Origin of the sequence: Pararhodobacter zhoushanensis, from assembly GCF_025949695.1 — a bacterium.
In the GTDB taxonomy this organism is placed as follows: Bacteria; Pseudomonadota; Alphaproteobacteria; order Rhodobacterales; family Rhodobacteraceae; genus Pararhodobacter; species Pararhodobacter zhoushanensis_A.
On the sequence record NZ_JAPDFL010000001.1, the window covers coordinates 1,891,518 to 1,910,060 of the forward strand.

19 protein-coding genes and 1 tRNA gene are annotated in these 18,543 nt (G+C 65.6%); 14 read left to right on the top strand and 6 right to left on the bottom strand.

Annotation, left to right across the window (positions count from 1 at the left end; all coding sequences use genetic code 11):
• On the top strand, positions 1 to 1,674 hold the full coding sequence (locus tag OKW52_RS09435) for a cation:proton antiporter (protein WP_264505469.1): 1,674 nt from the start codon (positions 1 to 3) through the stop codon (positions 1,672 to 1,674).
• Positions 1,675 to 1,737: 63 nt separating this feature from the next.
• On the opposite strand, the gene gpt is transcribed toward OKW52_RS09435, so the two are convergent.
• The 3 genes from gpt to fabI are packed head-to-tail and all read right to left on the bottom strand — an operon-like array spanning position 1,738 to position 3,710.
• Complete coding sequence (gene gpt / locus OKW52_RS09440; protein WP_127104507.1) at positions 1,738 to 2,256, bottom strand: xanthine phosphoribosyltransferase; 519 nt, start codon at positions 2,254 to 2,256, stop codon at positions 1,738 to 1,740.
• 10 nt (positions 2,257 to 2,266) lie between these two features.
• Positions 2,267 to 2,881: a LysE family translocator gene (locus OKW52_RS09445; protein ID WP_264505470.1), complete on the bottom strand. Its 615-nt coding sequence runs from the start codon at positions 2,879 to 2,881 to the stop codon at positions 2,267 to 2,269.
• Positions 2,882 to 2,888: 7 nt separating this feature from the next.
• The gene (fabI, locus tag OKW52_RS09450) at positions 2,889 to 3,710 is read right to left on the bottom strand and encodes an enoyl-ACP reductase FabI (RefSeq protein WP_127104505.1); all 822 of its coding nucleotides are present in this window, start codon (positions 3,708 to 3,710) and stop codon (positions 2,889 to 2,891) included.
• Positions 3,711 to 3,854: 144 nt separating this feature from the next.
• Between fabI and pdxH the strand changes: the two genes are divergently transcribed.
• The 5 genes from pdxH to OKW52_RS09475 all read left to right on the top strand — a co-directional run bounded on the left by pdxH (position 3,855) and on the right by OKW52_RS09475 (position 6,553).
• On the top strand, positions 3,855 to 4,493 hold the full coding sequence (gene pdxH / locus OKW52_RS09455) for a pyridoxamine 5'-phosphate oxidase (RefSeq protein ID WP_264505471.1): 639 nt from the start codon (positions 3,855 to 3,857) through the stop codon (positions 4,491 to 4,493).
• Positions 4,494 to 4,587: 94 nt separating this feature from the next.
• Positions 4,588 to 5,118: a cold-shock protein gene (locus OKW52_RS09460; RefSeq protein WP_264505472.1), complete on the top strand. Its 531-nt coding sequence runs from the start codon at positions 4,588 to 4,590 to the stop codon at positions 5,116 to 5,118.
• 6 nt (positions 5,119 to 5,124) lie between these two features.
• Positions 5,125 to 5,601, top strand: coding sequence for a DUF192 domain-containing protein (locus OKW52_RS09465; protein ID WP_264505473.1), 477 nt, complete (start codon positions 5,125 to 5,127; stop codon positions 5,599 to 5,601).
• Between the two features lie 43 nt (positions 5,602 to 5,644).
• Positions 5,645 to 5,721, top strand: a tRNA-Pro gene (locus OKW52_RS09470).
• A 310-nt stretch (positions 5,722 to 6,031) separates the two neighbouring features.
• The gene (locus OKW52_RS09475; RefSeq protein ID WP_264505474.1) at positions 6,032 to 6,553 is read left to right on the top strand and encodes a nuclear transport factor 2 family protein; all 522 of its coding nucleotides are present in this window, start codon (positions 6,032 to 6,034) and stop codon (positions 6,551 to 6,553) included.
• Positions 6,554 to 6,609: 56 nt separating this feature from the next.
• On the opposite strand, the gene OKW52_RS09480 is transcribed toward OKW52_RS09475, so the two are convergent.
• Together OKW52_RS09480 and OKW52_RS09485 are read right to left on the bottom strand one after the other, a co-directional pair.
• Positions 6,610 to 7,407 carry a flavin reductase family protein gene (locus OKW52_RS09480; protein WP_264505475.1) on the bottom strand — a complete coding sequence of 266 codons (798 nt, stop codon included), beginning with the start codon at positions 7,405 to 7,407 and terminating at the stop codon, positions 6,610 to 6,612.
• A 4-nt stretch (positions 7,408 to 7,411) separates the two neighbouring features.
• Positions 7,412 to 8,485, bottom strand: coding sequence for an LLM class flavin-dependent oxidoreductase (locus OKW52_RS09485; protein WP_264505476.1), 1,074 nt, complete (start codon positions 8,483 to 8,485; stop codon positions 7,412 to 7,414).
• Positions 8,486 to 8,592: 107 nt separating this feature from the next.
• On the opposite strand from OKW52_RS09485, the gene OKW52_RS09490 reads away from it, so the two are divergent.
• Positions 8,593 to 9,525: a LysR family transcriptional regulator gene (locus OKW52_RS09490; protein WP_264505477.1), complete on the top strand. Its 933-nt coding sequence runs from the start codon at positions 8,593 to 8,595 to the stop codon at positions 9,523 to 9,525.
• Positions 9,526 to 9,582: 57 nt separating this feature from the next.
• Positions 9,583 to 10,209, top strand: coding sequence for a TetR/AcrR family transcriptional regulator (locus OKW52_RS09495; RefSeq protein WP_264505478.1), 627 nt, complete (start codon positions 9,583 to 9,585; stop codon positions 10,207 to 10,209).
• Between the two features lie 69 nt (positions 10,210 to 10,278).
• Here the strand turns inward: OKW52_RS09495 and OKW52_RS09500 are convergent, their stop codons facing one another.
• On the bottom strand, positions 10,279 to 11,256 hold the full coding sequence (locus OKW52_RS09500) for a Bug family tripartite tricarboxylate transporter substrate binding protein (RefSeq protein ID WP_264505479.1): 978 nt from the start codon (positions 11,254 to 11,256) through the stop codon (positions 10,279 to 10,281).
• A 184-nt stretch (positions 11,257 to 11,440) separates the two neighbouring features.
• Between OKW52_RS09500 and OKW52_RS09505 the strand changes: the two genes are divergently transcribed.
• Genes OKW52_RS09505 through OKW52_RS09530 form a run of 6 tightly spaced genes read left to right on the top strand, consistent with a single transcriptional unit; the run spans position 11,441 to position 18,541 of the window.
• Positions 11,441 to 12,214 (top strand): enoyl-CoA hydratase/isomerase family protein, encoded by a 774-nt coding sequence (locus OKW52_RS09505; RefSeq protein WP_264505480.1) that lies wholly within the window; start codon positions 11,441 to 11,443, stop codon positions 12,212 to 12,214.
• Position 12,215: 1 nt separating this feature from the next.
• The gene (locus OKW52_RS09510) at positions 12,216 to 14,351 is read left to right on the top strand and encodes an acetate--CoA ligase family protein (RefSeq protein ID WP_264505481.1); all 2,136 of its coding nucleotides are present in this window, start codon (positions 12,216 to 12,218) and stop codon (positions 14,349 to 14,351) included.
• Complete coding sequence (locus OKW52_RS09515; protein ID WP_264505482.1) at positions 14,348 to 15,532, top strand: acyl-CoA dehydrogenase family protein; 1,185 nt, start codon at positions 14,348 to 14,350, stop codon at positions 15,530 to 15,532. The genes OKW52_RS09510 and OKW52_RS09515 overlap by 4 nt, the downstream gene beginning before the upstream one ends.
• Positions 15,533 to 15,535: 3 nt before the next feature.
• Positions 15,536 to 16,537, top strand: a complete 1,002-nt coding sequence (locus OKW52_RS09520; RefSeq protein ID WP_264505483.1) for an acyl-CoA dehydrogenase family protein — start codon at positions 15,536 to 15,538, stop codon at positions 16,535 to 16,537.
• The gene (locus tag OKW52_RS09525) at positions 16,527 to 17,279 is read left to right on the top strand and encodes an SDR family NAD(P)-dependent oxidoreductase (protein ID WP_127104492.1); all 753 of its coding nucleotides are present in this window, start codon (positions 16,527 to 16,529) and stop codon (positions 17,277 to 17,279) included. Before OKW52_RS09520 ends, OKW52_RS09525 begins: the two co-directional genes overlap by 11 nt.
• 8 nt (positions 17,280 to 17,287) lie before the next feature.
• A complete protein-coding gene (locus tag OKW52_RS09530) occupies positions 17,288 to 18,541 on the top strand; it encodes an SDR family NAD(P)-dependent oxidoreductase (RefSeq protein ID WP_264505484.1) in 1,254 nt (417 codons plus the stop codon).
• Positions 18,542 to 18,543: the final 2 nt, after the last annotated feature.

Consider the following 18,543-nt stretch of genomic DNA (forward strand, 5'->3'; position numbering starts at 1 on the left):
ATGCACGATACCTCCCTCGCGCCGGTCTTCTTTGAGATCGCTCTGTTGGTGTTGATGGCGGCGGGGCTGGGCCTGATCGGGCTGGCCCTGCGCCAACCGCTGATCGTGGCGTTCATCGCCACCGGCATTCTGGCCGGGCCGGATGTGCTGGGGCTGGTGCAGTCCGAGGCCTTCATCGCCCTGCTCAGCCAGATTTCCATCGCCGTCTTGCTGTTTTTGGTCGGGCTGAAACTGGACGTCGGGCTGATCCGCAACCTCGGCGGAGTGGCGGTGGCGGCGGGTGTCGGGCAGATGGCACTGACCGGCGTGATCGGTGGCGCGCTGGCGCTGGCGCTGGGGTATGACCTGCTGGCGGCGGTTTATATCGGCATGGCGCTGGCGATTTCGTCGACGATCATCATCGTCAAGCTGCTGTCCGACAAGCACGAGATCGACGCGCTGCACGGACGCATCGCGCTGGGTATCCTGATCGTGCAGGATATCGCGGTGGTCGCAGCCATGGTGCTGGTCGCGGCGCTGGGCGGCGCAGGCGAAGCGGCGCATGCCAGCGATCCGCTGCTGATGCTGGGCGGTGCCGTGGGGATGCTGGCCGTGGTTTGGGTCTTTGTGCGCTGGCTGGCCGCGCCGCTGCTGTCGCGCATTGCCCGCGCGCCCGAACTGGTGGTGATCTTCGCCGTCGGCTGGGCGGCGGGATTTGCCGCGCTGGGCGATGAGATCGGTCTGGGCAAGGAGCTGGGCGGGCTGGCCGCCGGGATCTCACTGGCCTCGACCCCGTTCCGCGATGCGATCGGCGCGCGGCTGGCCCCGTTGCGCGATTTTCTGCTGTTGTTCTTCTTTCTCAGCCTTGGCGCCGGGGTCGATCTGGGAGGCCTTGGCGCGCAGATTCTGCCTGCGCTTCTGTTCTCGGCCTTTGTGCTGCTGGGCAAGCCGGTGATCGTGCTGCTGCTGACCCGGTTTCTGGGCTACCGCACGCGCACCGGGTTTCTGGCCGGGGTGACGCTGGGCCAGATCTCGGAATTCTCGCTGATCTTTCTGGCGATGGGCGTGGCGGCCGGGCATGTCGAAGAGGGGACGGGCGCGCTGATCACGCTGGTCGCGCTGATCACCATCGCGCTGTCGGTCTATGGCATCGCGTCCTCGCACAGCCTGCTGGCATTGGCCGAGCCGCTGCTCAAACGGTTCGAGCGCCGCGACATGACGCGCGAGGAAGAGGGCGACAGCCCCGACCAGCCGGGCCGGGGTTATGACGTGGTGATTCTGGGGCTGGGGCGCTATGGTCAGCGCATCGGGCAGGGGTTGCAGGCGCGCGGGTTTCGCCTGCTGGGCGTCGATTTCGACCCCGAGGCGCTGCGCCACTGGCGTGCGCTGGGGCTGGACGCGCGCTTTGGCGACGCGACGGACCCTGAGTTCATCGCTCATCTGCCACTGCGCCGGGTGCGCGCGGTGATCTCGACCGTGCCGCCGATCCGGGGCGCGCTGGCGCAGGCTGATCCGCATCCCGCCTTCCTGCAATCGCTCCGCGATGCGGGCTATACCGGCGCGGTCGCGGTGACAGTCAACCACCGGTCCGAGGCCGACGCGGCCCGCGTGCTGGGGGCGACGCTGGTCCTGTCGCCGTTCGAGGATGCGGCCGAGCGCGCGGTGGACAAGATTGCCGACGAGTGCCGCGGCTGAGCACCGCTAAACGCAAAACCCCCGGCGCGGGGGCCGGGGGCTGAAGGGCGCGGGCAGGGCGGCTCAGTCGCGGCCGCGGAAGGGCTCGACATATTGCAGGGCCATGTCCCAAGGGAAGAAGATCCAGGTGTCCTGGCTCACGCCGGTGATGAAGGTGTCCACCATCGGCTCGCCCATCGGCTTGGCATAGACGCAGGCGAAATGCGCCTTGGGATAGAGCGAGCGCACCAGTTCCAGCGTCTTGCCGGTATCGACCAGATCGTCAACGATCAGGATGCCCTCACCGTCGCCCATCATCTCGGCGTCGGGGGACTTGATCACCTGTGCTTCACGCCGCTTGTCGGCCTTGCCGCCGCCCGCGTGGTAGGATTTCACGCTGATCGTATCGACTGTGCGGATGTCCAGCTCGCGCGCGACGATCATCGCCGGGGCCATGCCACCGCGCGTGATGGCGACGACGGCTTTCCAGTGCCCTTCATCGGGGCCGTGGCCTTGCAAGCGCCATGCCAGCGCGCGCGCGTCGCGGTGCAGCTGGTCCCAGCTGACGTGAAAGCCTTTTTCATGCGGCAGGCGGTCGGTCATGGCAAACTCCTCAGGTCGCGGCGATCTTGACGCCCAGCAACGCCAGCAGGGCGCCGAAGCCGCGGTCGATCATGGTCTTCAGGCTGATATACCGCGTGCGCGTCCGATCAAGCGAGAAAAGCCGCGCGACCGCCATGTTCCACAGGGATTCGTTAAGAAACACCACCGCCAGCAGCGCGGCATAGACCCAAGCGGGGGTTTGCGGTGGGACCGTGCCCAGAAACATCGCCGAAAACATCACCGCCGGTTTGGGGTTTGCCAGCTGGGTAAACAGCCCCAGACGGAACGCCGCCGCGCCGCTGCGCGGCACAGGGCGGTCATCGCCCATGACCAGCGGCTGGCGCGCGTCGCGCCACATCAGCCAGCCCAGCCAGCCCAGATACGCCGCGCCGCCCAGCTTGAGCGCCCAGAGCAGCGCCGGGGCAACGGCGAACAGCAGGTTGAGCCCGAACATTGCCGCCGAGGCCCAGAAAACCGCCCCTGCCGCAATCCCCAGCGCCATCAGGGCCCCGGTGCGAAAGCCCTCGGTCAGCCCGGTGCGCGCCGACATCAGAACCGCAGGGCCGGGGCTGACCGCTGCGAACAGCGACAACCCGGCGAAGGCCAGAAAAGCGGCAAGCGTCATCGCAGTCTCAGTCCTTGCGGCCAGTGACCACGTCAATATCGGGCGCGTCCACGGCTTTCATGCCAACGACATGATAACCCGCATCGACGTGCAGGATCTCACCCGTGGTGCCCGACCCAAGGTCCGACAGCAGGTAGAGCGCGGCCTTGCCGACCTCCTCCTGCGTCACGTTGCGGCGCAGGGGCGAGTTCAGCTCGTTCCACTTCATGATATAGCGGAAATCGCCGATGCCGCTGGCGGCCAGCGTCTTGATCGGTCCGGCCGAGATGGCGTTGCAGCGGATGCCGTCCTTGCCCAGATCCTCGGCGATATACATCACCGACGCTTCCAGCGCGGCCTTGGCGATGCCCATGACGTTATAATGGGGCATCACTTGCTCGGCGCCGTAATAGGTCAGCGTCAGCAGCGAGCCGCCCGCCGGCATCATCGCAGCAGCGCGTTTGGCCACGGCGGTGAAGGAATAGACCGAGATGTCCATCGTCATCAGGAAGTTGGCATGCGACGTGTCGACATAGCGGCCGCGCAGCTCGTTCTTGTCGGAAAAGCCGATCGCATGGACCAGAAAGTCGATTTCGCCCCATTGTGCCTTGAGGTCATCGAACATGGTGTCCACAGACGCCATATCGGCCACGTCGCACTCGAACAGACGCGGGGTGCCCAGCTTTTCGGCCAGCGGAACCACGCGCTTTTTCAGCGCTTCGCCCTGATAACTGAACGCCAGCTCTGCGCCTTGGCTGGCAAGAGCTTGGGCGATGCCCCAGGCAATGGATTTGTCATTGGCGAGGCCCATAATGAGGCCTTTTTTACCCGCCATAAGTCCTGCTGACATCGCGGTCTCCGGATAAGACGTTTACGTTACGGCCAGCTTTAGGCCAAAGCCCCCAGCGCATCAAGGGCGCGCGCTCTTGCTCGCGGGGGTGAAAACCTGCCAGTGTCCGTACCAATGCCTCTCTTGCCTGCAAAGGGTTCTGCCATGACCACTTCTGATTCCGACGCTTCGCGCACTGGTATCTTTGTCGGGGACGACCCTTTCGCCCTTGCCCAACGCTGGCTGACCGAGGCAGAGGCCAGCGAGCCCAACGATCCCAACGCCATTGCCCTGTCGACCGTCGATTCCGACGGGCTGCCCAATGTCCGCATGGTATTGCTCAAGGAGATTGAACAGTTTGGTGACGGTACGGGGGCTTTTGTGTTCTACACGAACTATCGCAGCGCCAAGGCCCGCGAAATCGAGGCTGCGGGCAAGGCTGCTTTTGTGATGCACTGGAAATCGCTGCGCCGACAAATCCGGGTGCGCGGTCTGGTCGCGCGTGAGGACGGTCCGCAGGCCGATGCCTATTACGCCAGCCGCTCGCTGCAGTCGCGTCTGGGGGCCTGGGCTTCTCAACAATCCCAACCCCTTGCCTCGCGTGGGGCCTTGATGGCAGACGTTGCCAAGATGTCGCTTCGTCACGGCACCAACCCGCCGCGTCCACCCTACTGGGGTGGGTTTCGGATCACGCCGGTCGAGATCGAATTTTGGGCAGATGGCGCCTTCCGGTTGCATGACCGCTTCCGGTTTACACGTCTAAATGATGCCGAGCCTTGGGTTGTTTCCCGACTGAATCCCTGAATTTCACGCTTCGTGAAACGCCCACCTCTTGCCATTGCTGCAAAATGCGAAGATGCTGCCGCAAGGTTGGCGATGTTAATGGTTGGGAATATAAATGGTCGAGATAGAACGGGGCCTTCCGCGAGTGCGCGGGAGTGTCAAATGGTTCGACCCCACGAAGGGCTTTGGGTTTATTGTTGCAGACACGGGTGGTCCCGACATTCTTCTGCACGTAAACGCCTTGCGCAATTTTGGCCAGAGTTCGGTCTGTGACCGCGCGGGAATCGACGTGAGCGTCCAGCAGACCCAACGCGGTCTTCAGGCGGTCGAAGTCTTCGAAATCACGCCGCCGCCTGATACCATTCTTGAAACCGACGAAGTTCGCGAGGCCGAAGATCCGGCGATTGCCGATCTTCCGCTGGAGCCTGCGCGCATCAAATGGTTCGACAAGATCAAGGGATTTGGCTTTGCCAATTGCTTCGGTCTGCCCGACGATGTGTTCATTCACATGGAAGTGCTGCGCAAATCCGGCTTTGCCGAGTTACAACCGGGCGAGGCCGTGGGCCTGCGCATCGTCGAAGGCGAGCGTGGCCGCATGGCGGTTGCCATCGCATCGTGGGAAACTGCGCTGCACAACAAGGGTTAAGGGTTTATGGTGCGGAACGGGTTTGTCGGCGTTGTTTTGGCCTTTGTTCTCGGGGCGGGCCAAGCCTCGGCCAGCGCCTGTTCGCAAGACCATGTGCAACTGCGCGGCGACTTCGGGCAGGCAGCCTTCACCGTTGAAGTGGCTGATACCGAGAGCGAGCGTGCGCAGGGCCTTATGCACCGCGAGTCGATGCCGCGCTTCTCGGGCATGCTTTTTGTCTTCGACGCCCCGCAGCGCGCGGTTTTCTGGATGGAAAACACCCTGATCCCGCTGGATATGCTGTTTCTTGACGCCGAAGGCGTGGTGCAAACCGTGCATGCCAACGCCATCCCACTGGACCGCACCGGCATCGATGGCGGCTTTGGCATCAAGTATGTTCTGGAAATCAACGGCGGCATGGCCGAGCGTCTGAACATCGAAGAGGGCGCCGTTCTGCGCCACCCGGCGATCGCGCAAGACACGGCAGCATGGCCTTGCGATTAATCGCTCTTTCCAGCCGCGCAAAGCTGGTCTAAGAGGCACCTGTCGGGGCGTGGCGCAGCTTGGTAGCGCGACGGTTTTGGGTACCGTAGGTCGTAGGTTCGAATCCTATCGCCCCGACCATTTTCAACAGTCAGTGTCTCTGCCATCGCCCGTTTTACCGGGCGATTTTGGGCTGTTGCGGTTCTCGCTGGTCAGACGGCGCAGCGCCCCCACCGATATCGGCGCTGATTGTCGAAACCGGCCGGGCAGGCTGGACGCGCACCGATCGCTTGTGGCCGCGAAACGCGCACCCGTGCCGCCCTGCACCCGACCGTGTGCTGGCAACCGCAGCGCCGTTGCGGCATAAACGGCGCAATAGGTGACGCGTGCTTCCGGTGGGCCTGCAACCGCTGGCCGTCACCGCAGCCATCCCGGGGAACGGAGCAGAGACATGAGCAGAACCGGTCTGGACGACTACCTGTCGCGTGAGGCGATCAAGGACTGCCTTTACCGCTATGCGCGCGGCATTGACCGCGCTGATGAAGCGGCGCTCCTGTCCTCGTACTGGCCGGATGCCTATGACAGCCACGGTGCGACAGCGGGGCCGGTATCGGAGTTTTACGAGCGGGTGCGCGGTGCCTGGGCGCGCGATCCGCGCAATGTGCATCATGTCACCAACATCCTGATCACCTTCCGCGACGCAGACAGCGCCGAGGTCGAGAGCTATTTTCTGGCCCTGCAACGCGGCGCGGGCCCGGACGGTGTGGTGCGGCAGGTGATGATGAGCGGGCGCTATTGCGACCTGTTCGAGCGGCGTGGCGGCGAATGGCGGGTGGCGCGCCGGACCGTGGTCTATGACTGGGTCGATCCGCAGCCAGTACCGCAGGGGTCCGAGGCGGAACGCTTCGGGCCACGCCAGCCGGTTGGCGCAGCGTGGCCCGATGATCCGGTGTACCGGATCGGCAAGGACTGAGCGGTCAGGACGCCCCGTCTGGAAGCGAGGTCAGGACGCCCCGTCTGGAAGCGCGCTCAGGAAGCGCGGTCGAAGCGTCCCAGCGCGCCGTCATAATTGACCAGCGCCGCGTCGGGTGATCCGGCCGTCACCGACACGACACGACCGATCAGCACCGTGTGGCTGCCGGCCTCGTGCTGCGCGAGGCTGGTGCAGGTCAGGCTCTGCAGCGCGGTCTTGAGCAGGGGGGCACCGTGGTCGCCCGCCTCCCAGTCGTGGTCAAAACGCGCCGCACCATGGCGGACGCGCTGCCCGGCGAAGAGCATCGCTTCCTCGGTCTGATCGGCGCGCAGGATATTGATGCTGAAACTGGGCGCGCTGGTGACGCAGGCATGGGCGGCGGCACGGCGGTTCAGGCACACCAACACGATGGGCGGTTCGGCCGAGACGGATGAAAAGGCCGAAACCGTCATCCCGCAGCGCGCCTCGCCATCGCCCGCCGCAACAATGCACACGCCCGAGGCAAAGCGGCGCATGGCTTGCCGGAAGGCGTCGGCATCGACCGGGGGCAACGCCTCGATCGTTTCGATATGCGCCCGGATACGGCCCTGCGTGTCGACCCAGCCGTGTTTGACGGCAAAGCCGACCATCGCGGCAAAGCCGTTTTCCCAGTCGGGCTGACCGGCAAAGGGCGAGATCGCCCTGATCGCATCCGGCCGAACCCAGGCGTGATCCGCGTCTTCGAGCTCGGCCACCGGGGCGACGGCTGCGCTGCGCTCTGCGGTCAGCGTGGCCTCAAGCGCTATCGAGAAGCGCTTGAAATCCTTTGCACTTTCCAGCCGAGGGGCCGCTCCGGCGGTGAGAACGATGCGCATGGGCTTACTCGGCCGCCGCGACGACTTTGGTGGTGCTGCCGACCGCTTTCTGCACCGCCGGGATGATCGTGTCGCCCCAGAGTTCCATCTGCTTGAGCATGGTCTTCTGGTCGAAGTCCCCCAGTTGCGTCTGCAAGGCGATATGGTCAGGACGCAGCACTTCGATTTCTTCGATCAGCCGCTCGATCACCCGGTTCACGCTGCCAACAGGCAGGTTGCGGCGCAGGTCTTCGATGGTCGGATCGCTGTCGCTGGGAACCTCTTTCATCATGTAGCCGTCGTCGGTGGTCTGGGTGCGGTTCTTCAGGCTGAACGACAGGCGGCGCTGGAAGATCGCGTTTTCCAGATACGAGTCGATCTCGGCGTCATTGTCGCTGGCATAGCCGCAGCGCAGGAAGCCGATGCGCGACTTGCTACCGTCGGTGCCAGACTCCTCGATCGCCTGATCCAGCTGCCCGCGCACATGGCGCACCGAATCCATGCCGTTGAGCAGGGCGGTGACGAACATGTTATAGCCTTCGCGGAAGGCATGGGCGCGGATCTTGGGGTTGCCGGTGGTGATCCACAGCGGCGGCATCGGGTCTTGCATCGGGCGCGTCGCGATCGAGCTGGGCGGGATGTTGAGATACTCGCTATGGTGCTCAAAGATCTTCTGCGTCAGCGCCTTGGGGATGACGTCGAGGTATTCCTCGAAGATTTTCCCGGCATCGGCCAGATTGGTGTCAAAGCGCTGGAATTCGAAATCCTGATAGCCCACGCCGATGCCCAGCTCCAGACGGCCGTTCGACAGCGTATCGACAAAGCCGACCTCGGCCAGAAAGCGCGGGGCGTGGTAGAGCGGCAGGATGCAGACCGCCGAACCAAGGCGGATCGTGCTGGTCTTGCCGGCGCAATGGGCAACCATCATCAGCGGCGAGGGTGACAGCGAGTAGTTGTTGAAATGGTGTTCAGCGTACCAGGCGTTTGAAAAGCCAGCCTTTTCGGCCATGATGGTTTGCTCGACAGCATTCGCGATCACCTGATGCGATGACTGATGATAGCCGCGCTGCTGCGCAAGAATGAAGGCGCCGAAGTCCATGGTATTTTCCTCCCGTCTGAACATCTGCCCCCAGTGTAGGTTATTGCAATTTTGGTGATAACCGGGCAGTTTCGCAGCTCAGCTTTGCAAGAATTGAAAAGGTGGCAATGGACAAGCTGCGGGCAATGGAGCTGTTGGTGGCGACCGCCGAAAGCGGCAGTTTCTCTGCTGCCGGGCGGCTTTACGGCCTGTCCCCGGCCAGCGTGTCGCGCCATGTGAACGAGCTTGAGGCCAGTCTGGGCGTCACGCTGATCCACCGTTCGACCCGCGCCTTGACGCTGACCGAGGCCGGGCAGCGCTATCACCGCGATGCCAGCGACATTCTGGCGTCGGTCAAGGCGGCAGAGAATGCGGCCAGCGATCAGAATGAAGCGCCGCGCGGTATTCTGCGGGTGCATTCGCGCACGATGTTCGGGGTGTCGGTGCTGTCACGGCTGCAACCGTCATTCTCGCAGCTATACCCCGATCTGGTGGTCGATCTGCATCTGTCCGAACAGCCGGTGCGTCTGCGCGAGGACGGGTTCGACCTCGATTTCCGCATCGCACCACCTGCCGAGCAAGGGCTGGTGCGGCGGCGCTTGTTTCTGAGCCAGCGCATTCTGGTGGCCTCGCCTGCGTATCTGGCGCGCACGCCCGCCATTGCCCGCCCGCAAGACCTGTCGGCGCATGCCTGTCTGACCTACTGGACCAGCCACGAACGGGTCTATTGGCGGTTCCGCGATGGCGGGGCAGAGCATGAACTGGCCATCCCGGCCGTGTTCAGCTCCAACAACGGGTTGGTGCTGCTGAACATGGCGCTGGCAGGACAGGGCATTGCGTTGCTCGATGACTATACGGTTGCCGATCAGATCGCGTCCGGCGCGCTGGTGGTCGTTCTGCCTGACATGCGGGTAACCAATGCGACGTTTGAAGAGGGTATCTTCGTCACCTATCCTGAAGCGCCGTTTATTCCCGCCAAGCTGCGGCTTTATATCGATTTTGTCGTCGCGCATTGGGGCCGCGCCCTGCGTGAGGGCAGTTTGCCGGGGCGCAGGTCTTGACCGATCGGTCAGGGGCCGTCACTTTACGGCAACGCAGACGGCTTCGGGACAGCAACGATGAATGAGCAAGACAGCCGGGCAGACGACAGTGGCGATTTGGGGATGGATGAGGGCAGCGCGCGGGTGCAGGAGTTGCTCGAAGTCGGCACCCGGATCTTTGCCGAAAAAGGCTATGAAGGCACCTCGATGCGCGACATTGCCGTCGCGGCGGGGGTCTCGAAGGCGCTGCTGTACCATCATTTTGTCAGCAAGGACGAAATCTACGCGCGGATCTCGTTCAACTCGACCCGCAACCTTTATGATTTCGTCGAAGCCCGCATTCCTGAAACCGGCACCGCGTCGGAAAAGATCCATGCCTTCATGACCGCTGCCGCGTCATTCTTTGCCGAGCATCGCTCGTCCTGGATCGCCGCCAGTACGGCCTTCTGGACCGACCCTGACCGCCACCGCATGGCCCGCCGCGTTGCGCGTCGGCGGCTGTTCGAGCAACGGTTGCGCGATCTGATCCGCGAAGGTGTCGAGTCGGGGGAGTTCCGCGAGGTTGATCCGGCGGCGGCGGGGCGGCTGATCCTGTCAGGGATCAACTGGATGCAGCGCTGGTTCGATCCGTCAAAAAGCCTGACCGCTGAAGAGATCGTCACTCAATACGCCGATATCATTCTCAACGGGCTGACCCGGCGCTGATCCGCGGCGCGGAACAGCAAAAGGCCCCGTCTTGCGACGGGGCCTTTGCACGGGGCGTAAGCGTCAGGGTTATTCGAGCCGGATGTCGTTCGCGCTGATCACGCCACCCCAGAACTCGACGTCCCAGTCCATCTGCGCCTGCATCGCCTCGGGGCCGCCAACCTCGGGCGTCATGCCGACGTTGTTCATGCGCTCTTGCAGATCCGCATTGTTCAGCGCGGTTTGCAGCGCGTCGCTGACCCGCGCGACGTCGCTTTCGGGGGTGCCGGTCGGGGCCAGAAGACCGAACCAGAACGACGACACCAGTTCGGGGTAACCCAGTTCGGTCGTGGTCGGCAGGTCGGGGAAGCGCGGGTGGCGCTCGGGCGACGAGATCGCCAGCATGACCAGATCGCCCGACTCCTGATGCGCGACCAGCGAGATCGGGGTCGAGAAGTTCAGGTCATTCTGCCCGCCGATGAGGTCGGTAATCGCGGACGGGTTGTTGTCATAGGCAACGTCAACCATGTCGACGCCCAGCCGGTCCTGCAAGACCATGCCGAACAGATGGGTCACGCTGCCCGGTCCCAGCGTTGCATAGCGCAGCGGTGTGCCGCGCTCCTGGGCATAGGACACCAGACCGTCGATATCCTCGACGTCCATCGACGCAGGCACCGAGATCGTCAGCGGACCGCTCATCATCGTGCCGACAGGGGCGAAGCTGTCCATGGTGTAATCAAGGCCGTCGCGCAGCAGCACGTTCAGCGACAACGGACCCGTCGCGCCAACGAAATAGGTCAGGCCATCGGGGGCGGCATGGGCTGCCAGCGTCGCGCCGATGATGCCGTTCGCGCCCGGCTTGTTTTCGACCAGCACGGGTTGCCCAAGGGTCTGCGACATCGCGTCGGCAATCTCGCGCACCAGACCGTCAATCAGACCGCCGCCGGCATAGGGCACGATAAGGCTGATCGGGTCGCCCGATTGCGCAAAGCTTGCGACAGGCGTGAGGGCAGTGGTGAGTGCAAGCCCGGCTGTGGCGAGTACACCCCTTCGGTTCATCGTGATCATTGTGCTGTTCCTCCCTGAACGTAGCGCGGCCTGCAAAGGCATGCGTGTGGGAAGCCTAGGCACTGACCGACCGGTCAGTCAAGAGGGGATTTTCCGACAAAAAGTCATTGTGGGCTGTGGCAACTCTTGCTAGCGTGAGGCTGACTGACCGATCGGTCAGGGCGTTTCGGAGGGGGAATCGACCGTGTTTGACAAGAAGAATGTGCGCGTTGAGCTGCAGGGCATGGTGGCGCTTGTGACGCTCGACCGGCCGCCGGTGAACGCACTGGACCGGGCGACTCGCTATGAACTGGTCGAGGTCTTCGACGCGATTTCCCAAAGCGATGACGTGCGTTGCGCAGTCCTGACCGGCAGTGGCAAGATGTTCTGCGCCGGGGCCGATCTCAAGGATCGCCCGGACGCCGACAAGCCCGGCGACTTTCTCGAGCACAACCGAATCACCCGCGAAACGGGCAATGCCATCCGCGAATGCGCCAAGCCGGTGATCGCTGCCGTCAACGGCCCTGCACTGGGCGCGGGTTTGGGGCTGATGGCCTCGTGCGATATTTTCTATGCCTCGGACAACGCAGTGTTCGGCATGCCCGAGATCAACGTCGGCCTCGCCGGGGGCGCGTCGATGCTGCATTCGCTGTTCGGACGTTCCACCACCCGCCGGATGTTCTTTTCCGGCGTGCGGCTGACCGCTGACGAGTTGCTTGCGCGCTCGGTGATCGAAAAGGTCACCACGCCCGAGGCGCTTTTGCCCACCGCGATGGAATTGGCGCAGGAAATTGCCGGGAAGGCCCCACTGGCCATCGCCTATGCCAAGCAGGCGGCCAACATGGTCGAGAACATGCCTCAGCGCGATGCCTACCGGCTTGAGCAGAACTACACGATGGCACTGTCAAAGACCGAGGACGCCAAGGAAGCCCGCATGGCCTTTCTTGAAAAGCGCGATCCGGTGTTCAAGGGGCGCTGAGATGGACCTGACATCGCCCGCAAAGGGCCTGAACGCGCTGTTCTCGCCGCGCTCCATCGCCATTGTCGGCGCATCCTCCGAGCCGACCAAGACCGGCGGCCGTCCGATGCACATGCTGCTCAAATACGGCTATGCCGGGGCGATCTGGCCGATCAATCCCAAAGCTGACGTCGTACAGGGCCTGCCTGCCTTTGCGTCGGTCGATGATCTGCCCGGCGTGCCCGACCTTGTGCTGGTCGCAGTGCCCGGCGTGGGCGCTGTCGCCGCGCTTGAGGCTGCTGCCGCCAAAGGGGCAGGGGCCGCTATCGTGTTGAGCGCCGGGTTTGCGGAAAGCGGCCCCGAGGGTGCAGCGCGGCAAGAGCGGTTGACGGCGCTGGCGCGGGAAACCGGGATGCGCATTCTGGGCCCTAACTGTCTGGGCGCGCTCAGCGTGCGCGAGCGGGCGATTGGCACCTTTTCGGTCGCGCTGGAAAACGAGATGCCCAAGGTGGGCGGCGTCTCCATCGTCTCGCAAAGCGGCAACATCGGCAGCGCGGCGCTGCGCCAGCTCAAGGACAGCGGCGCGGGCCTTGCGCGGTTCGTCGCGACGGGGAACGAGGCCGATCTGCAGGCCGCCGATGCCCTTGAATGGCTGGCGACCGACGAGGAAACCAGCGTCATCCTGTGCTGCATCGAAACCTGCCGCGATGCTCCGCGCCTGACGCGGGCGCTCGACCGCGCGCGGGCGGCGGGCAAGCCGGTCATCGTGCTCAAGATCGGCACCTCGGAAGCTGGTCAGAAAGCCGCGCAGTCGCATACCGGCGGGCTTGCGGGCAGCGACCGGGTGTTTGACGCGGTGTTCCTGCGTCACGGCGCGGTGCGGGTGCGCTCGCTTGAGGAACTGGTGCAGGTCGGCGCTGCGGTCGAAGCCATTGGTGTGCGCCACGTCGGCACGACACCGTCGGCGGCGATGATCGCGGCCTCGGGCGGGTTCGGCATCATGATGGCCGACGCGGCGGCGCAGCACGGCGTGGGCGTGAACCCGCTGACCGCCGCGACGCAGGCGCGCATCCGGGCGGCGCTGCCCTTGGCGGCCACGGCGAACCCGGTCGATGCCACGGCGCAGATGTCGGCCAGCCCTGATATTCTGGAAACGCTGGTTGATGCCGCGCTGGCGGATGAGGCGAACAGCACGGTCTGTCTGATGCTGGCGCTGGGCATGGAAATTCCCCGCCTGCGCACGGTCTTCACCCAGGCGCTGTCGCGGGTCACCGCCCGCCATCCGGGCAAGACGCTGGTCGCCTGCCTGTCTGGTCCCAGCGACGCCATCGCCGAGCTGCGCAGCTTCGGCATCGCCTGTTTTCCGACCATTGACGCCGCGATGGGCGGGATTGCCGCGCTTGCCAAGGTCGAGGCGATCCGCGCTGCGGGGGCGACGGCTCTGCCGTTGATTCCTGCGGCACCTTTGCCCGCGGGTTCCACGCGCAACGAGGCATCGGCCAAGGCGGTGCTGACCGACGCGGGCCTGACCTTCGCGCAAGAGATCACCGTCACCTCGGCCAGCGAAGCGACGGATGCTGCCACCCGCATCGGCGGGCCGGTCGCGATGAAGGTGCTGTCGCCCGACATCCAGCACAAAAGCGATATCGGCGGGGTAGAGCTGGGCATTGACCCCTCAGGCGCTGCTGCCGCCTACACGCGCATCCGCGACGCCGTGGCGCGCCACGCGCCGGACGCCGCGTTCGACGGCGTGCTGGTCGCGCCGATGGTCAAAGGCGGGACCGAGATGATCCTTGGCACCGTGACCGATCCGATCTTTGGCCCGGCAGTCATGGTCGGACTGGGCGGGGTGTTTGCCGAGATTTTCAAGGACACCGCGCTGCGTCTGGCTCCCGTGACCGAAGCCGAGGCCGCCGAGATGCTGCGCGAGCTGCGCGCCTATCCGCTGCTGGATGGCGCGCGGGGCCGTGCCCCGGCTGACAAGGCCGCGCTGTGCGCCGCCATCGCCGCGCTGTCGCGCTTTGCCGTGCGTCATGCGCAGGACGTGGCCGAAATCGACATCAATCCCGTGCTGGTCCGGGATGACGGGCAGGGCGTGCTTGCGCTCGACGCGCTGATCATCCCGCACCAGACCGCCCAGCAAGAGGCCGCCCAATGACACCCACAGCCCCTGCGGACGCTTTCACGCCCGGCGCGCATGCGGCCCGCGCCCGTGCCTGGCTGCACGACAATCTCACCGACGCGCTGCGCACCGACCGCGCCCTGAGCCAGCCTGCATCGCTGGCCGAGCGGGTCGCGTTCGAGGCCGAGATGCACAAGGCCGGGCTGGCCGGGATCACCTGGCCCAAGGCCTGTGGCGGTCACGGGCTGACCCTGCGCGAGCATCTGGAAGCGAACCGCGAGATCGGCCGCGCGCCGGTGCCCAATTCGGTCAATTCCATCGGCAAGGAACTGGCCGGGCCGATCATCATGGCCGTCGGCACGCAGGCGCAGCAAGCCGAGTATCTGCCCGAGATCCTGAGAATGCAGACCATCTGGTGTCAGGGCTTTTCCGAACCCGGCGCGGGCTCGGATCTGGCTGCGCTGCGCACCAAGGCTGAAGCCACCGCGGACGGCTGGCGGATCAATGGCCAGAAGATCTGGACCTCGGGGGCCTCCAAGTCGCAGCGCTGTCTGCTGCTGGCGCGCACCGGCAGCGTGCAGGACCGTCACCGCGGTCTGGTGATGTTCGCCGTGCCGATGGACAGCCCCGGCGTCAGCGTGCGCGAGATCCGCTCGATTGATGGCGCGCGCTCGTTCTGCGAGGTGTTCTTTTCCGATGTGATCGTCGATGAGGCGAACATGCTGGGCACGCCGGACGAAGGCTGGGCGGCGGCAACGCGCGTGTTGTCCATCGAGCGCGCCACGAACCGCATGTACCGGCCCTGGCGCTTTCAGAGCGAGCTTGAGCATCTTGTCGCTGCCTGTCGCAGCGATAGTGCCGCCTACGCGGTCCTGAAATCCCACGCGCGCGAGTTGGCCGAGATCCGCACCGAGATCGAGCTGCTCAAGGGCCATGTCGAAACGCTGGTCGACAGCCTGCTGGCCGGTGAGGAAATCGGCCCGCGCGGCAGTTTCCCCAAATTCTTCTGGTCCGAGGCGCATCAGCGCTTCGCCCGTCTGGCCTTTGACATCGTCTCGCGCTTTGCGCCGGGGGTCGATGGCCCGCTGCGCGACGTGCAGGCGCGGATGCAGGAGGCTTACCTGTCAAGCCGGGCCGAGACGATCTACGCCGGCACGACCGAGATCCAGCTCGACATCATTGCCAACCGCATCCTCCATCTCAAGAAGGTGGCCTGATCCATGTATGATGACCTAGAACCCGCGGATTTCGAGGCAACGGCCCTCATGGCCGTCGAGGCCTGCGCCAAGGCGGGCACAACCGCTGAACGCGCCCAGCTGCTGGCCGAGGCCGGGCTACTGGGCGTTCTGGCACCCGAAGACTGCGGCGGGCTTGGCCTGTCGATGCGTTTTGGCGTGCCGATTGCCAGCGCTGCGGGCAAGGGCCTGCTGGCCTATCCGCTGATCGAAACGATGGTGCTGGCCCGCGCGCTGGCTGGTGTCGCGCCCGACATGGCGACGGCGCTGTGCGAGGGCAGCGTGATCGCCAGCATCGCCTGGGCGGGCTTCGGTGACGACGGCGTGGTCGGTCGTGCGCCGCTGGCGCATGAGGCGGCGCAGGTGCTGGTGTTCTTGGCGGATGGCCGCGCGGTGCTGGTCGCAACCGACGACCCGGTCCGCGTTGACGCAGCACCGGAATTCGACCTTGAGGTGCCCGAGGCGGTGCTGCGCCTGTCCGCACCGCCGCAGGGCATCGTATTGGACGCGGCCTTGGTAGCCACCTTGAAGGCCGAGGCGCAGATCCTGCGTACGGCCATGGTTCTGGGTTCGGTGTCGGCCTGCCTTGATCTGGCGTCGGACTATGCGCAGGACCGGGTACAGTTTGGCAAGCTTTTGTCGGCAAATCAGGCGCTTCGGCACCGGATGTCGCGTGACGCCGTGGTCGCCGAGACGCTGCGCAGCGGGCTGGCGCGGGCGCTGACCGCGCCGCGCGAAGGCGCCGACATGGCGCGCGAGGCGCTGTGGTGCTGGGCGGCGCAGGCCGGGCCGTCGGTCGCGGAAAGCGCCATTCAGGTGCTGGGCGGCATGGGGTTCACCTGGGATGTGCCGCTGCACCGGCACCTGCGCCGGATGCGCGCGCTGGCGCATCAGGGGGCCGCGCGCGCGCGGCTCGACGAGATCGCGCAGGCGGTGCTCGGGTCCACAGACAACGAATGGTATGGAGACATCGCCGATGCCCGCTGAACAAAAGTCCCTTCTCATCACCGGTGCCGGTCACGGCATCGGCCGCGCCACGGCGCTGTTGGCGGCGTCGCGCGGCTGGACCGTCGGCGTCAACGACCTGAAAGACGATTTCGCCGCCGAGGTCGTCGCGGAAATCCGGGCCGCCGGGGGACAGGCGTTTGCGGTGGTGCAGAACGTCGGCACCCGCGAGGGCATCGGTGCGGCCATTGACACCGTGATGCAGGAAACCGGGCGTCTGGACGGGCTGGTCAACAACGCTGCCTGGGTGCGGTATCAGGCGATCCCCGACATCGCCCCTGAAACCGTGGACCGGATGCTGAACGTTGGCTTCACCGGCATCATCTGGGCAATTCAGGCCGCAGCGGCGGTGATGGACGCCGAGCGCGGGGGGGCTATCGTCAACGTCGCCTCGGCGGCCGGGTTCCGCTCGGCCCCGAACTCGCTGGTCTACAGCGCGATCAAATCGGGTGTCATGGGCATGACCCGCGCCGCTGCCGTCGAACTTGGCCCCAAGGGGATCCGCGTCAACGCCGTCGCCCCGTCGGCCATTCCGACCGAAGGCACCGCCAAACACCGCAACGCCGAGCGCGACGCCAAGCGCATCGCGCAGACGCCGCTGGGCCGTCTGGGCACGGTCGAGGATATCGCCCGCGCCATCGGCTATCTGCTGGGCGAGGACAGCGGTTTCGTCACCGGGCAGGTGCTGTCGACCGACGGCGGCATCGGCATCGCGATCACCTGAGGTCGGGCATGACATCCCCCACGAAGCACCGCACCGTCCTTGTCACCGGCGCAACCGGCGGCATCGGCTGGGCGATCTGTCGCCGGTTGGCACAGGACGGCTATCGCGTCGCGCTGGCCGATCTGGACGCTGAGGCGGCGCAGGAGAAGGCCCGGTTGTTGGGTGACGGACACGTTGGCCTTGGTGCGGATCTGACCGATCCCGTGGTTGCTGCCTCCTTGCCCGCGCGCGCAGCGCAGGCGCTGGGGCGTCTGGATTGTGTGGTCAACAACGCCGGGATGACCGACACCAGCGGGCGCAGTCTGGTGGAGCTGCCGCAAGACGCGTTCGAGCGGCTGATTGCGCTGAACCTGACGGCGGTCGAACGGCTTAGCGCGGCGGCGGTGGGTCTGTTGCCCAGGGGCGGCAGCATCGTGAACCTTGCCTCGGGTGCGTCGTACCGGCCGCTGGCGCTGCGCGGGCCCTATAGCGCGACCAAAGCGGGTGTTGCCGCGCTGACCAAGGCGATGGCGCAGGACTGCGCGCCCTTGGGGATCTCGGTGAACGCGGTCGCGCCGGGGTATACGCGCACGCCGCTGGTCTCACAGCTTGAGGCCGAGGGCCGGGTCGATCTGGCCGCCGTGGCGCGGGCCGTCCCGCTGGGCCGGATCGCCGAGCCCGAGGATATCGCCAGCGCGGTGGCGTTTTGCGCCAGTGCCGCAGGGCGCGCGCTGACCGGGCGGGTGCTGGTGGTGGATGGCGGCAGCTCGGCTGGCACGCCGGTCGCGGGCACGGCGCCGGCGGCGGGGCAGGGGCTGGCCGGCGCCGATCTTGTCGCCGGACCTCTGGCACCGCTGGGTGGACAGGTCGCGCTGCGCGGACCCGAGGGGTTAAGCGCGCAGGCCGCGCTTGGCTCGGTCATCGACGCCCGGGCGCTGGCCGGGCTGGCCCCGGCATCGGACCAGTTGTCCGCCGCGCGCCAGATGGCGCAGGCCTGCGCGGCGCATCACGGGCGTACCGCCGCGTTCTCGCTGCTGTTCGTGGCCCCGGTGGGCACAACGCCAGCCGAACAGGCGACCAGCGCCGCGCTGGGCATGCTGGCCCGAACGCTGGCGCTGGAAGTTGCGCCTGCCGGGCTGCGCGTCAATTGCGTTCGCTGGGACGGCGACGACACCGCTGACCTTGCGTCCCTGTGCCGTTTCCTGTCGGGAACTGGCGCCGGGATTATTACCGGCCAGTCCATCCGGGCTGGCAGCAGGACCGCAGGTGGCGGTCAACACTGAAA

What these genes read in the sequence shown, in the direction of transcription:
- OKW52_RS09435 (WP_264505469.1), top strand. Translation starts at nt 1, where the DNA reads ATGCACGATACCTCCCTCGCGCCGGTCTTCTTTGAGATCGCTCTGTTG.
- gpt (WP_127104507.1), bottom strand. Translation starts at nt 2,256, where the DNA reads ATGACCGACCGCCTGCCGCATGAAAAAGGCTTTCACGTCAGCTGGGAC.
- OKW52_RS09445 (WP_264505470.1), bottom strand. Translation starts at nt 2,881, where the DNA reads ATGACGCTTGCCGCTTTTCTGGCCTTCGCCGGGTTGTCGCTGTTCGCA.
- fabI (WP_127104505.1), bottom strand. Translation starts at nt 3,710, where the DNA reads ATGTCAGCAGGACTTATGGCGGGTAAAAAAGGCCTCATTATGGGCCTC.
- pdxH (WP_264505471.1), top strand. Translation starts at nt 3,855, where the DNA reads ATGACCACTTCTGATTCCGACGCTTCGCGCACTGGTATCTTTGTCGGG.
- OKW52_RS09460 (WP_264505472.1), top strand. Translation starts at nt 4,588, where the DNA reads ATGGTCGAGATAGAACGGGGCCTTCCGCGAGTGCGCGGGAGTGTCAAA.
- OKW52_RS09465 (WP_264505473.1), top strand. Translation starts at nt 5,125, where the DNA reads ATGGTGCGGAACGGGTTTGTCGGCGTTGTTTTGGCCTTTGTTCTCGGG.
- OKW52_RS09475 (WP_264505474.1), top strand. Translation starts at nt 6,032, where the DNA reads ATGAGCAGAACCGGTCTGGACGACTACCTGTCGCGTGAGGCGATCAAG.
- OKW52_RS09480 (WP_264505475.1), bottom strand. Translation starts at nt 7,407, where the DNA reads ATGCGCATCGTTCTCACCGCCGGAGCGGCCCCTCGGCTGGAAAGTGCA.
- OKW52_RS09485 (WP_264505476.1), bottom strand. Translation starts at nt 8,485, where the DNA reads ATGGACTTCGGCGCCTTCATTCTTGCGCAGCAGCGCGGCTATCATCAG.
- OKW52_RS09490 (WP_264505477.1), top strand. Translation starts at nt 8,593, where the DNA reads ATGGACAAGCTGCGGGCAATGGAGCTGTTGGTGGCGACCGCCGAAAGC.
- OKW52_RS09495 (WP_264505478.1), top strand. Translation starts at nt 9,583, where the DNA reads ATGAATGAGCAAGACAGCCGGGCAGACGACAGTGGCGATTTGGGGATG.
- OKW52_RS09500 (WP_264505479.1), bottom strand. Translation starts at nt 11,256, where the DNA reads ATGATCACGATGAACCGAAGGGGTGTACTCGCCACAGCCGGGCTTGCA.
- OKW52_RS09510 (WP_264505481.1), top strand. Translation starts at nt 12,216, where the DNA reads ATGGACCTGACATCGCCCGCAAAGGGCCTGAACGCGCTGTTCTCGCCG.
- OKW52_RS09515 (WP_264505482.1), top strand. Translation starts at nt 14,348, where the DNA reads ATGACACCCACAGCCCCTGCGGACGCTTTCACGCCCGGCGCGCATGCG.
- OKW52_RS09520 (WP_264505483.1), top strand. Translation starts at nt 15,536, where the DNA reads ATGTATGATGACCTAGAACCCGCGGATTTCGAGGCAACGGCCCTCATG.
- OKW52_RS09525 (WP_127104492.1), top strand. Translation starts at nt 16,527, where the DNA reads ATGCCCGCTGAACAAAAGTCCCTTCTCATCACCGGTGCCGGTCACGGC.
- OKW52_RS09530 (WP_264505484.1), top strand. Translation starts at nt 17,288, where the DNA reads ATGACATCCCCCACGAAGCACCGCACCGTCCTTGTCACCGGCGCAACC.